This is a genomic window from Massilia sp. BKSP1R2A-1 (assembly GCF_050586525.1).
GTDB lineage: Bacteria > Pseudomonadota > Gammaproteobacteria > Burkholderiales > Burkholderiaceae_D > Telluria.
On record NZ_JBOBRE010000009.1, the window covers coordinates 1 to 12,918 of the forward strand.

Genomic DNA, 12,918 nt, shown 5'->3' on the forward strand with positions numbered 1-12,918 from the left:
TTACAACACCTTTTGATTATAAAATTGCTAAGATCGTGACCGACTGTTAGTATGCTTTCTCCATGTGAGGAGCATAAGATGCCGCTTCTGTTACGCCTGTTCGGGCCGCGACGCAGGAAAACCCAGGACGACGTCGCCGGCCGCGCCGCCGAGGTCGTCGTGCAGGTGCTGTACGACGTCGGCGTCGACCGTTTCCTGGAGGGCAGCGTGCTGCTGGACCGCCGCTTTCGCGTCGTGTTCTACGCCGTGCCGCCGATCGATTCGCCGATCTTCCTGGCCAGGGTGGCGATGCGCGAACTGCCGGCGGCCTGCCGCTTCCGCGATGCCGTCGCCGCCCACGGCTTCGATGCCGCCCTCGACCGGCACGTCCCCGGCATGGTGGACGCGCTGATGCGCGCCCTGCGCGAACGCGCGCCCGCCCTGCGCGCCTTGCACCCGAAGCGCAACAGCGAGGACGCCGCCTGCTGAGCGGTGCGTGCGCGCCGCCTTGCCAAGGGGCGCTATGCTTGCCTGCATCGATCAGCCCAAGGAAAGGCCACCATGAGCGTCCGCAACCTCGAGCACCTGTTCGCGCCGAAGTCGGTGGCCCTGATCGGGGCCTCGGAGCGTCCGGGCAGCGTCGGGGCGACCCTGCTGCACAACCTGCTGGCGGGCGGATACCAGGGCCAGGTCTGGCTGGTGAATCCCAAGTACGAGACCCTCGCGGGCAGGACCTGCTACGCCGGCGTGGCCGAGCTGCCCGAGGCGCCGGCCCTGGCCGTGATCTGCACGCCGCCCGCCACCATCCCCGCCATCGTGCGCCAGCTGGGCGAGGCCGGTACCCGGGCGGCCGTGGTCCTCAGCAGCGGCGTGGACGGCAGGGGCGGGCGCGGACGCAGCCTGCGCCAGCAGATGCTGGATGCGGCCCATCCCTACCTCCTGCGCCTGCTGGGCCCGAACAGCGCTGGCCTGCTCACGCCTGGCCGCGGCCTGAACGCGAGCGTGGCGGCCGGCAGCGCGCTGCCGGGGCGGATCGCCTTCGTGTCGCAGTCGGGCGCCCTGATGTCCGGGGTGCTGGACTGGGCGCGCATGCGCGGCATCGGCTTCTCGCACTTCATCGCGCTGGGCGACTCTGCGGACGTGGACCTGGGCGACGTGCTCGACTACCTGGCCAGCGACGGCGGCACCTCCGCCATCCTGCTCTACGTGCAGGACCTGCGCTATGCGCGCAAATTCATGTCGGCGGCGCGGGCGGCGGCGCGCAGCAAACCGGTGCTGGTGCTGAAAGCCGGACGCGAGACCCACCCCGCGCCCGCCGCCAGCGAGAGCGGGGCGCTGGCCGGCAGCGACGATGTGTTCGACGCCGCGATCCGGCGCGCCGGCATGCTGCGCGTGTATACGACCGAGCAGCTGTTCTCGGCGGCCGAGACGCTCGCCTATGCGCGCCCGCTGCACGGCGAGCGCCTCGCCATCGTCAGCAACGGCGCGGGGCCGGGCGTGCTGGCGCGCGACGCGCTGGCCTACGGAAACGGGGGCGAGGCCGCGTTCCAGGACGCCACGGTCGACAAGCTCGACGCGCGGCTGGCGCCCGGCTGGCGGTGCGGGAACGTGGTCAATCTGCGTGGGGACGCCTCGCCCGAGCTGTACCGGGAGACCCTCGAGCTGCTGCTGCAGGACCCGGGCGTGGATGCGGTGCTGGCGATCCAGTCGCCGACCGCCACGGTCGCCAGCCGCGACGTGGCCGACGCCATCGCGCCCCTGGTCAAGACGGCGTCCAAGACCCTGCTCTCGTGCTGGCTGGGCGGGGAGGCGGTGCGCGAGGCGCGCGCCATCGCCTCGGGCGCGCGCCTGCCGGCCTTCCGCACGCCCGAGGATGCGGTGGCGGGTTTCCTGCAGCTGGTGCAGTACCGGCGCAACCAGAATCTCCTGATGGAAGTGCCGCCCTCGATGGCCGGCACGGTGGCGCCGGACCGGGCGGCGGCGCGCGCCCTGGTGCGCGAAGCGATCGCCGCGAAACGCTACCTGCTGTCCGACCCCGAGACCAAGTCCATCCTGCGCACCTACGGGCTCGCGGTGGTCGAGACGCGCAGCGCTGCCACCGTCGACGAGGCGGTGGCGGCCAGCGAGCGCATCGGCTATCCGGTGGCGGTCAAGATCCTCACGCCCGACGTGATGCACAAGTCGGACTTCGGCGGCGTGACGCTCGACCTGGAGAGTCCGGAGGCGGTGCGCGCCGCGGCCCGGCGCATGCGGCGGCGCCTGGAGGAGCTGTTCCCGCAGGCGAAGTTCGAGGGCTATTCGGTGCAGGCCATGGCGCGCAGCACCCACGCCCACGAGCTGATCGTCGGCGCCGCCCTCGACCCCGTGTTCGGGCCGGTGATCGTGTTCGGGCAGGGCGGGGTGGCGGTGGAAGTCACGGACGACCATTCGGTCGGCCTGCCGCCGCTGAACCTGGTGCTGGCGCGCGACCTGGTCGACCGCACGCGCGTCGCCAGGCTGCTGGCGGGCTACCGGGGACGGCCGGCGGTGAACATGGACGCGCTGCTCGCCTCGCTGGTGCAGGTCTCGCGCATGGTCTCGGACATCCCCGAGATCGTGGAACTGGACCTGAACCCGCTGCTGGCCGACAGCCGTGGCTGCGTGGTGCTGGACGCGCGCATGCGCCTGGCCCTGGCCGACCGCTCGGGCAGCACCCTCGACCGCCTCGCCATCCGCCCCTATCCGCGCGAGCTGGAAGAGACCATCGACTGGAACGGCGGGCCCCTGCTGCTGCGCCCGATCCGGCCCGAGGACGGCCCGGCCCACCTGGCCTTCTTCGATGCGCTCACGCCCGACGACGTGCGCTACCGGATGTTCGTGCGCATCCGCGAGCTGCAGCCTTCGCAGCTGGCGCGCTTCACGCAGATCGACTACGACCGCGAGATGGCCTTCATCGCCACCCGGAAGAACAGCGAGGGCGTGGCCGAGACCCTGGCCGTGGGCCGCGTGGTGGCGGACCCGGACAACATCACGGCCGAATTCGCGGTGACGGTGCGCTCGGACCTGAAGGGCATGGGACTCGGAAAAATCATGATGCAGAAGCTGATCGACTACTGCCGTTCGCGCGGCACCCGGGAGATCGTGGGCGAGGCGCTGCCGCAGAATTCGCGTATCACCGGCATGGTGAAGAAGCTCGGGTTTACGGTAAGGACGAAGGACGAGGAGGGCATGCGCGAGATGCGCTTGGTGTTGTAGGGTGGTCCGGGGCGCGCAGCCGGGTCCCCCGACCGCGCGTCCAGCTCCGGCGTGCATCGTGGCGAATCTTCCGTGAGTTGAACGGGCGGTCAGCGAAGCCGACCACCCTGCGAAAGATTATTTCAAATCGGGCTTCGGAATGAAAGAATATTTCAGCGCCGGAAGCGCACGTCTTCCTGCACGACTTTCACCTCGCCCTTCGGCTTCTTGGGTTTCTTCGGCTTCTTGACGATCTTCCCGCCCGCTTCCGTCACCGGCACGCGGTGATCCGGCTCGAAGCCCGGCTCCTCCACGCGCTCGAGGGTCTGGCGCGTCAGGGCCTCGATGGCCGCCAGCTGCTCGACCTCGTCCGCGCACACCAGCGATACCGCTTCGCCCGAGGCGCCGGCGCGCCCGGTGCGCCCGCTGCGGTGCACATAGTCCTCGGCGACGATCGGCAGGTCGACGTTGACCACCACCGGCAGGTCGCTGATGTCCAGGCCCCGCGCGGCGACGTCGGTCGCCACCAGCACCTTCACTTCACCAAGCTTGAAACGCTCCAGCGCGCGCAAACGCGCGGGCTGGGGCTTGTCGCCGTGGATGGCGTCGGCGCTGATGCGCTTGGCCTCGAGCAGGCCGACCAGCTCGTCGACGCCCTTGCGGGTCTTGGCGAAGGCCAGCACCTGCGGCCAGGCGTGTTTTTTCAGCAGATACAGGAAGAGTTCCGATTTGCGCTTCTTGTCGACCGGGACCAGCCACTGCTTGATCGCGGAGGCCGTGGTGTTGCGCGGCGTCGCCTCGATGCGCACCGGCTCGCGCAGCAGGCGATTGGCCATGGCGCGGATCTGGTCGGAGAAGGTGGCCGAGAACAGCAGGGTCTGGCGCTTCTTCGGCAGGCTTGCAAAGACCTGGTCGAGTTCCTTCGAGAAGCCCAGGTCGAGCATGCGGTCGGCCTCGTCCAGCACCAGGGTCTGCACCTCGTTGAAGGTCACTGCGTTCTGGCGGTGCAGGTCGAGCAGGCGTCCCGGCGTGGCCACCAGCACGTCGACTCCCTTGCGCAGGTTCATCATCTGCGGATTGATGCTGACGCCGCCGTAGGCCACCATGGTGCGCAGCGCGAGTCCGGCGCCGTAGGCCTTGAAGCTCTCGTGCACCTGCTCGGCCAGCTCGCGAGTCGGCACCAGCACCAGGGCGCGCGCCGCGTTCGGGCTCACCTTCGACGTCTTCTTGACGAGGCGCTGCAGCAGGGGCAGGGCGAAGCCGGCGGTCTTGCCGGTGCCGGTCTGGGCAGCGGCCATCACGTCCTTGCCGGCGAGCACGGCGGGAATCGCCTGTTCCTGGACGGCGGTCGGGGTGGTGTAGTCGAGCGAAGCGAGGGTCTGGACGATCGGGTCGATCAGTCCCAGGGAGGCAAAGGTCATGGAGTAGCTGCAGCGGATAAATGAACAGGCCGCAGTTTACCAGTGATCTTCAGTTCGCCAACAGGATGGAGAGGTCGACGATCGGCTTGGCGGGGTCGCGCTGGTCCTTGCAGCCGCTGAGCGCCAGCACGGCAAGGACGAGCACGGGAATCAGGACGCGGCGCGGATGCATGATGGCTCCTCGAGATGAGCTTCCATCATACTCCGGCCCGCGTCGATGTGCATATAAAAATGCTATCAGAAGCTGTACGAGACGCTGGCGCGCAGCACCGGATAGACCTTGAAGTCCGAGGCTTCCTCGGACAGGCGCAGTTCCTCGACGTTGACGTCGCGCGCCAGGGCGCCGCAGACGGCGTTCGAGGTGGTGCAGCCCAGCGAGACCAGGTTCACGCGCGCCTTGCCCTGGTAGAACACGCCGATGTCGCTGTTGAAGTTCCAGCGCTTGTTTGGCGTGAGGGCATTGCCCCAGCCGATGCCGAGATAGGGCGCGGCGCGGCGGAAGGTGACTTCGCCGTTCAGGGTGCCGACGTCGGCGGCGGTATAGGTGTTGCCGTTGAAAGTGAACTTGCCGTCGCCGGCCGCCTTGCCCTTGGCGTTGAAGCGGGTGCCGTTGTACATCAGGCCGCCCGTCACGCGGAAGCTGCTCTGCGACATGAGGTACCAGTCGAACAGCACGTCGTAGGTCTGCAGCTTGCCGTCCATGTGGTAGTCGACCAGGCCGGAACGCTTGTCGAAGTCGTGCTTGAAGTAGTTGATGCCGAAGCGGCCGTTCAGGGTGCTCTCCATCGGGACGACCAGGTGGACGCCGACGCCGGTGGTGCCGATATCCGCGGTCACGGCGGCGCCGACCTGGGCCTGGGCGGCGCTGCTTGCCGCGAATGCGGCGAGTGCAGCGAAGGGGAATACGATGTGCTTGCTTGCCATGCTGGAATAAACCTTCTGTGGTTGCGGTCAACCTGCGATTGTAGCGTCTGCCGGGTCCCCGGGCGAGCGGCTCTCCCGAATGTGAGGGGCGCGCACAACGTTTTTTTGTTCCCCTTGCCCCCGGTTTCGTCGCCGCTACCCCCGCTCCGTCGCATAATGTCACCCGGCAATGAAGACCAGGACTAATCTGGCGCTGCCCTGACCCTTGAGAGACGATCATGATTGCAAGCTTCATCCACCTAATCCGGCTGCTCGCTGCATGGCTGCTGAGCTACCTGTTCCTGTGCATCCTCATCAACGAGACCATCTTCGAACCGCTCGATCGCGACCCCGGCGGCTACTTCGCCATCGTGGCCCTGCTGCTCGGCACCTGGATCGCGTCCGGCGTGTTCTCGCACATCCGCCGCGTGCGCCTGATCGCCGGCGCCCTCAACAGCACCACCTTGTCGAACCGCCAGCGCCGCCAGATCGAAATCCCTTTTGAAGCCGGCGAAGCCTTCGACCTGATCGACGCCGCCATCCGTGAACTGCCGGGCGCCGAGATCGTCGATTCGGCGCGCGACAGCCTGCAGGTGCGCGCCAAGGTCACCCGCATCGACCCCTACGGCGGGCGCAACCAGTCCTCCTACTTCCCCCTCGATCACTTCGGTGCGCGCCGCAACCAGATCCTGGCCACCGTCACGCCCAACGGCGACGACGCCGGCAGCGTCACCCTGATCTGCGAGCCCGAAGGGGCGGCCTGGACCGACCTGTTCCTGGTCGACCACGGCACCAACCTCGAGAACGCCGAAGCCATCGCCCGCGCCATCACCCGCCGCGTGGCGGAGCGCCGCCGGGGAGAAGCGGCCAGGGTGCGCCAGACCGCCACCGAGAAGGAACTGACCGTCGCCAAGCTGAACCTGCTGCACGCCCAGGTCGAGCCCCACTTCCTCTACAACACCCTGGCCAGCGCCCAGGTGCTGACCCGCAGCGACCCGGCCAGAGCCGACGAGATGCTGGGCAACCTGATCCAGTACCTGCGCCATTCGCTGCCGCGCACCGAGGACGCGCCCTCGACCATCGGCGAGGAGCTCGAGCGCGCCCAGGCCTACCTCGACATCCTCAAGATCCGCATGGGCCCGCGCCTGCAGCTGCAGGTCGACATTCCCGACGCCCTGCGCGGTGTGCTGTTCCCGACCATGATGCTGCAGACCCTCGTGGAAAACGCGATCAAGCACGGCCTGGAGCCCAAACCCGGCGGCGGCACCGTGTGGATCCTGGCGCGCCAGGTAGACACTGCGGTGGCCGTGACGGTGGCCGATGACGGCCGCGGCTTCACCGCCGAGGGCGGCGGCACCGGGGTCGGCCTGCGCAACGTGCGCGAGCGCCTGCGCCTGGCCTACGGCAGCGTGGCCAGCTTCTCGATCGTCGCCAACTTCCCGAGCGGGGTGGCGGCCACCATCACCGTGCCGAACACCGTGCAGGCAGGAGTCCATCATGCCTAAATGTGTGATCGCCGAAGACGAAGCGCTGCTGCGCGAATCCCTGGTCCAGCTGCTTGGCCAGGTGTGGCCGGAACTCGAGATCGTCGCTGCCTGCGAGGATGGCGGCAGCGCGCTGGAAGCCATCGCCGCCCACCAGCCCGAGGTGGCTTTCCTGGACATCCGCATGCCGGGCCTGTCCGGCCTGGAAGTGGCGTCGAGCATGCTGGACGCGGGTATGAAGACCGAGGTCGTGTTCGTGACCGCCTACGACCAGTACGCGATCGACGCTTTCGAGCGCGGCGCCGTGGACTACCTGCTGAAACCGGTGGCGCGCGAGCGCCTGGCGGGGACGGTGGGGCGGCTGCGCGAGCGCCTGGCGCGCGGCGGCCAGGACATCGGCCAGCTGCACACCCTGCTGCAGCAGCTGCAATCCGTGGCGCCGCCCCAGCCGAAGACGCCGCCCCTGGTCTGGCTGACCGCCAGCCGCGGCCAGGAGACCCGCCTGATCATGGTCGACGACGTGGCCTATTTCCAGGCCGACAGCAAGTACACGGTGGTGATGACGGCGGACGGCGAGGCGCTCCTGAGGAAACCCATCCGCGACCTGCTCGAGGTACTGGACCCGGCCATGTTCAAGCAGGTCCACCGCTCGACCATCGTCAACATGCGCTGCGTCTTCGGGGTCACCCGCGACGAGAGCGGGCGCGGCACCCTGCGCCTGAAGAACCGGCCCGAGACGCTGGCCGTCAGCCAGCCCTTCATGACCCTGTTCAAGAACATGTAAGGCAGCCTCAGCGAGCCGTCCGACGATTGTAAGCAGATGTGAAAGCATGCACAGAGTGTAAGAGTGTGGGCTGGCTAACCGAATCCGTCAATTTCCGGTGGTAAAGTCCTGCCAACGACACACGGAGACCCATCATGAAAGCACTCTTTCTCTGCGCAGCCCTGGCGGCGGCATCGGTCCCGGCCCTGGCCCAGACCAATGTCAGCATCAGCGTCGGCCAGCCCGGCTTCTACGGCCGCATCGACATCGGCGACGGCTACTACGGCCCGCCGCCGGTCTATGTGCGCGAACCGGTCATCATCGAGCGCCACTACCATGCGCGCGCCCAGCCGGTCTACCTGCGCGTGCCGCCGGGCCACCGCAAGAACTGGCGCAAGCATTGCCGCAAGTACGGCGCCTGCGGCCAGCCGGTGCTGTTCGTGCAGGACCGCTGGTACTCGGACGTCTACGCGCCGCGCTACCGCGAGCGCCATGGCGGCTACGACCGTCATGACCGCCACGACCGTCATGACCGCCGCGACCGCCACGACGACCGTGGACACGGCCGCGACCATGACCGCGGCCACGGCCACGGCAACGGTCACGGCAAGGGCCACGGCCGCGGCCACGACTAGGAGCGCCTAACAAAACCCCCAGGGCAAGGCGGATCGTCGAAGACAGTACGCCAGTACGGCGAGACGATCCAACGCAGCCATGGGGGGAATTGTTAGGCGCTCTAAGCCTGTCGATATGGCAACACACCCGGGCTGCCCGGGTGTAGACTTGCTCCTTCATGACAAGACAAGGGGGCAGGGATGAAACGCGTCACGGGTATCGGCGGCATCTTCTTCAAGGCCCAGGACGCGGACGGCATGCGCGCCTGGTACAAGACCCACCTCGGCATCGAGGTCCAGCCCTGGGGCGGCGCCGCCTTCAGCTGGACCGACGACGAGGGCAAGCCGACCGGCGGCACCACGATCTGGAGCATCTCCGGTCCGGGCGAAGACCCGCCGCCCGCCAGCAGCGCACCATTCACGATCAACTACCGCGTCGCCGACGTCGAGGCCCTGCTCAGGGTCCTGCGCGAAGAAGGCTGCAATGTGGTCGGCGAGGTGCAGGATTCCGAGTACGGCAAGTTCGGCTGGGTGCTCGACCCGGAAGGCAACAAGGTCGAGCTCTGGCAGCCGCCGCCCGGCCAATAGTCAGGCCGGCACGGGAGCGCGCGCATCCAGCAGGCCATCGGCGCGCAGCTCCTCCCAGAAATCCTTCGGTATCGTCACCGCCATCAGCGCCGCGTTGCGCTCCAGGTGGCGCGTGCTGCTGGCGCCCGGGATCGTCGCCGCGACCAGCGGATGCGCGGCGCCGAACTGCAGCGCGGCCGCCGCCAGGTCCACGCCGTGGCGTCCCGCCACCGCGCGCAGGCGCTCGCGCCTCAAATGATGTTCGGGCCTGGCCGGCTGGTAGTCGTAGCGGTCGCCGCCGGCCAGGAAACCCGAGTTGAAGGGCCCGCCCAGCACGAAGCGCGCGCCGCTCTTTTCGGCCAGGGGGAAGAGTTGGTCGAGCGGGGTGGTCTCCATCAGGGTGTAGCGCCCGGCCAGCAGGAAGATGTCCGGGTTCGAATCGCGCAGGGCGCGCAGGCAGGGTTCGACCGTATTCACGCCCAGTCCCCAGGCCTTGATCAGGCCTTCCTCGCGCATCCGCACCAGGCCCTCGAAGGCGCCGCCGGGACCGGCCGCGATCCGGTAGTAGTGGTCGAACTGCTCGCCGAAATGGTCGGGCGAGAGGTCGTGCACGTAGACGATGTCGATCGCGCCCAGGCCCATGCGCTGCAGGCTGTCCTCGACCGAACGGCGCGCGCCATCGGCGCTGTAGTCGACGACGCGGCGGTAGGGCATCGACGAGACGAAGGGCTCCTCGATATTGCCGTCCAGGTCGGGAACCAGGATGCGCCCGACCTTGGTCGACAGGGTGTACTCCTTGCGCGGACGCTGGCGCAAGGCCTGGCCGAAGCGGTGCTCGGACAGGCCCGTGCCGTAATGCGGCGCGGTGTCGAAGTAGCGGACGCCCGCCTCCCAGGCCGCGTCGACGGTCTCTTTCGCCGATTCTTCGCTGGTCTTGTGGTACATGTCGCCGAGCCCGGTGCCGCCCAGCCCCAGTCGCGTGATCGGTTGGTAGCGCTGTGTCACGTGGATTCCTTTCGTGTCTTGAACATGTCCAGCCCATGCTAGCGCGCGGCGAGGAATGGCGGCGCGCACGCCGCATGCGGACAATGCGGGGTGCCGCACTACCTGACTCATGAATACGTATTAGAATCACCACATCGCCCATGTGCTGGCATTGCCGGACGGGCGCCATGACGGAGGTGAAGCTTGCGTAGCGATATCGTGATCGTGGGAGGCGGGGCCGGGGGACTGGAACTTGCCTGCAAACTGGGGCGCAAGCTGGGCCCTTCCAAAGTGACGCTGGTGGACAGCCGTCTCTACCATATATGGAAGCCCTCGCTGCACGAAGTGGCGGCCGGGACCCTGGACATCCACCAGGAAGGCCTGTCTTACCAGATGCTGGCGCACGACAACGGCTTCAATTTCGTGTTCGGCCCGATGACGGCGCTCGACACCGGGAGCCGCAGCATCACCGTGGGCGCCATCGTCGCCGCCGCGGACAACGACGAAGTGCTGCCCGAGCGGCGCCTCACGTATGGCTCGCTGGTGCTGGGCATCGGCAGCGTCTCCAATTATTTCGGCGTGCCCGGCGCGCAGGAACACACGATTTCCCTGAACGCCACCGAGGACGCCGAGCGCTTCCGCCTGCGCATGCTGCGCCTGATGCTGGCGGCCGAGCAGGACCATGAAGAAGGCAAGGGCGGTGGCCTCGACGTCGTGATCATCGGCGGCGGCGCCACCGGCGTGGAGCTGGCTGCCGAACTGCGCGAAGCCTCGGGCGCCTACGTTACCTATGGCTTCGACCAGCTGGACGTCAGGCGCGACGTGCGCATCACCATCCTGGAAGGCGCGCCGCGGGTGCTGGCGCCGCTGCCGGAGAAGGTGTCCGCCGCCGCGACCGACCTGCTCGCCAGGCGCGGCATCCGCGTGGTCGCCAACTGCCGCGTGACCCAGATCGACAAGGACCGCGTGATCGACAAGGACGGCAACGTCTATCCGGCCAATCTGTGCGTGTGGGCGGCCGGGATCCGCGCGCCGGACCTCCTGTCCACGCTCGGCCTGCCGACCGCCAAGGGCGGCCAGGTCGAAGTCGACGCCCACTTGCGGGTGAAGGGCGTGCCCGATGTGTACGCGCTGGGCGACTGCGCCGCCTGCGTGGACGGCAAGGGCAACGCGGTGCCGCCGCGCGCCCAGGCCGCCCACCAGCAGGCCGACTACCTGGTCACGACCTTGCTGCGTCAATCGAAGGGCGAGCCGCCACAGGATGTGCCGTACGAATACCGCGACTACGGTTCGCTGGTGTCGGTCGGCCGCGACACCAGCGTGGGCAGCCTGATGGGCTCACTGCGCGGCGCCAGCTGGTTCGTGCAGGGGACGATGGCGCGCATGATGTACACCAGCCTGCACCTGATGCACCATCGCGCGGTGCTGGGCACGATGCGTACCGGCGTGCTGGCGCTGGCGCGCTTCCTGGTGCGGCGCGCGACGCCGCTGGTCAAGCTGCATTGATGCCCTGGGCCGGCCGGCTCAGGCGGGGGCGCTCTTCGGCAGCGTGATGCGCAGCACGGCGCCGCCGCGCTCGCCCGGGCCGAGTTCGAGCGTCCCGCCCAGGTAGCGGGCGCGCTCGCGCAACAGGCGCAGGCCGTGGCAGCTGTTCGATTCGCGGGCCGCGTCGTGCTGCGGCAGGCCGCGGCCGTTGTCGCGCACGGTGAGCATGATCTGCTCGCCATCGTCGTCCAGCACCACCTCGACCTCGGTCGCCTGCGCATGCGCGGCCACGTTGCGCAGGCCTTCCTCGGCGCAGCGCAGCAGCACCACGCCCTGGGTGCGGGTATAGCTGCCGTCCTCGTCCGGCAGGCTGGCGCGGGCCGTGACGCCGGTGGCGGCGCCCCAGTCAGGCACCAGTTCGGCCAGCGCCGCTTTCAGGCCGAGGAACTCGAGCTTGTCGTTCCACAGCTCGAGCTGCATCTTGCGGTTGGTCTCGATGATGTTCGCAAGCAGCGTCTTCATCTGCGCGCTGCGGTCGCGCATCGCCTTGTTGTCGGCCGGGATGTGCTGCGTCAGGAGCGCCAGGTGCATCGTCAGCGCCGTCATCGACGAGCCGAGGCTGTCGTGCAGCTGGCGCGCCAGCAGGCGGCGTTCCTCGTCCCAGCAGGCGGCGAGATAGCCCAGCATTTCGGCGAGGTCAGCGGTGCGGTCCGCGCCGGTTGCGGGCTGCGGATGTGCCGGTTCGGTCATCGTAGGCTCGGGTTAAATGTTTCCCAAAATAATACAACAGTTGGCGATCCGGCGGCGCGCAAAGCGGACCGGAGCAGCGTGCGCTGCCGAACGGTGTGCACAGCAGTTTCCGGCCAAGCTGGAAGCGTGGGCTGGTATTGATATCGGCCACGCTACTCAACAACAACGGGGGTATTACCATGACGACCGCAAACAAGACGCAGGATGCCATCACGCTGCTCACGGCGCAGCACCGCGACGTGCACGCGATGTTCGAAAAATTCGAGAACATGACCGACCGCGCCAAGGTCAGCAAGAAGAAGCTGGCCGACGAGATCTGCCAGGCCCTGATCATGCACACCACGATCGAAGAAGAAATCCTGTATCCGGCCGTGCGCGAGGCGACCGAGGAAACCGAGGACATGGTGGACGAGGCCGTGGTTGAACACGCATCGGCCAAGGACCTGATCGCCCAGATCCAGGAAATGGACCCGGGCGACGACCTGTACGACGCCAAGGTGAAAGTGCTGGGCGAGCTGGTCGACCACCACGTCGAGGAAGAAGAGAAGGAAATGTTCCCGAAGATGAAGGAACTGAAGCTGGACCTGAAGGCCCTGGGCGAGGAAATGGCGGCGCGCGCCGCGGAACTGCAATAAGCAGCACTTCTTTCGCAGGGTGGGCGAGTTTCTCGCCCACGCGGTGATCGATATCGGCTTCGCTCTCGCACCGAATGATCTTGCTGCCAACAATCACCGCGTGGGGTGTTTTGGTCCGGT

The 12,918-nt window shown here is 67.9% G+C and carries 13 protein-coding genes; 8 read left to right on the forward strand and 5 right to left on the reverse strand.

The features are described from left to right. Positions 1–78 precede the first annotated feature (78 nt). Both ACQ7JA_RS14825 and ACQ7JA_RS14830 read left to right on the forward strand, forming a co-directional pair. On the forward strand, positions 79–468 hold the full coding sequence (locus tag ACQ7JA_RS14825) for a hypothetical protein (protein WP_430898993.1): 390 nt from the start codon (positions 79–81) through the stop codon (positions 466–468). Positions 469–540: 72 nt separating this feature from the next. Beyond that, complete coding sequence (locus ACQ7JA_RS14830) at positions 541–3,213, forward strand: GNAT family N-acetyltransferase (protein ID WP_430898995.1); 2,673 nt, start codon at positions 541–543, stop codon at positions 3,211–3,213. 152 nt (positions 3,214–3,365) lie between these two features. On the opposite strand, the gene ACQ7JA_RS14835 is transcribed toward ACQ7JA_RS14830, so the two are convergent. The 3 genes from ACQ7JA_RS14835 to ACQ7JA_RS14845 all read right to left on the reverse strand — a co-directional run bounded on the left by ACQ7JA_RS14835 (position 3,366) and on the right by ACQ7JA_RS14845 (position 5,537). Beyond that, entirely contained in the window at positions 3,366–4,613 is a 1,248-nt protein-coding gene (locus tag ACQ7JA_RS14835; protein ID WP_430898997.1) for a DEAD/DEAH box helicase, read from the reverse strand. Between the two features lie 49 nt (positions 4,614–4,662). Beyond that, positions 4,663–4,785: a hypothetical protein gene (locus ACQ7JA_RS14840; RefSeq protein ID WP_430898999.1), complete on the reverse strand. Its 123-nt coding sequence runs from the start codon at positions 4,783–4,785 to the stop codon at positions 4,663–4,665. 65 nt (positions 4,786–4,850) lie between these two features. After that, positions 4,851–5,537: a hypothetical protein gene (locus ACQ7JA_RS14845; protein WP_430899001.1), complete on the reverse strand. Its 687-nt coding sequence runs from the start codon at positions 5,535–5,537 to the stop codon at positions 4,851–4,853. 218 nt (positions 5,538–5,755) lie between these two features. Between ACQ7JA_RS14845 and ACQ7JA_RS14850 the strand changes: the two genes are divergently transcribed. The 4 genes from ACQ7JA_RS14850 to ACQ7JA_RS14865 all read left to right on the forward strand — a co-directional run bounded on the left by ACQ7JA_RS14850 (position 5,756) and on the right by ACQ7JA_RS14865 (position 8,965). Further along, a complete protein-coding gene (locus ACQ7JA_RS14850) occupies positions 5,756–7,021 on the forward strand; it encodes a sensor histidine kinase (protein WP_430899003.1) in 1,266 nt (421 codons plus the stop codon). Then, on the forward strand, positions 7,014–7,784 hold the full coding sequence (locus ACQ7JA_RS14855; RefSeq protein WP_430899005.1) for a LytR/AlgR family response regulator transcription factor: 771 nt from the start codon (positions 7,014–7,016) through the stop codon (positions 7,782–7,784). Before ACQ7JA_RS14850 ends, ACQ7JA_RS14855 begins: the two co-directional genes overlap by 8 nt. Positions 7,785–7,918: 134 nt before the next feature. After that, entirely contained in the window at positions 7,919–8,398 is a 480-nt protein-coding gene (locus ACQ7JA_RS14860; protein WP_430899007.1) for a hypothetical protein, read from the forward strand. Between the two features lie 180 nt (positions 8,399–8,578). Further along, entirely contained in the window at positions 8,579–8,965 is a 387-nt protein-coding gene (locus ACQ7JA_RS14865; protein WP_430899009.1) for a VOC family protein, read from the forward strand. Here the strand turns inward: ACQ7JA_RS14865 and ACQ7JA_RS14870 are convergent, their stop codons facing one another. Then, complete coding sequence (locus ACQ7JA_RS14870; protein WP_430899011.1) at positions 8,966–9,949, reverse strand: aldo/keto reductase; 984 nt, start codon at positions 9,947–9,949, stop codon at positions 8,966–8,968. Between the two features lie 183 nt (positions 9,950–10,132). Between ACQ7JA_RS14870 and ACQ7JA_RS14875 the strand changes: the two genes are divergently transcribed. Further along, on the forward strand, positions 10,133–11,434 hold the full coding sequence (locus tag ACQ7JA_RS14875; RefSeq protein ID WP_430899013.1) for an NAD(P)/FAD-dependent oxidoreductase: 1,302 nt from the start codon (positions 10,133–10,135) through the stop codon (positions 11,432–11,434). An 18-nt stretch (positions 11,435–11,452) separates the two neighbouring features. Here ACQ7JA_RS14875 and ACQ7JA_RS14880 read toward each other — a convergent pair whose 3' ends face one another. After that, on the reverse strand, positions 11,453–12,163 hold the full coding sequence (locus tag ACQ7JA_RS14880) for a sensor histidine kinase (RefSeq protein WP_430899015.1): 711 nt from the start codon (positions 12,161–12,163) through the stop codon (positions 11,453–11,455). A 179-nt stretch (positions 12,164–12,342) separates the two neighbouring features. Between ACQ7JA_RS14880 and ACQ7JA_RS14885 the strand changes: the two genes are divergently transcribed. Beyond that, positions 12,343–12,798, forward strand: coding sequence for a hemerythrin domain-containing protein (locus tag ACQ7JA_RS14885; protein ID WP_430899017.1), 456 nt, complete (start codon positions 12,343–12,345; stop codon positions 12,796–12,798). Positions 12,799–12,918: the final 120 nt, after the last annotated feature.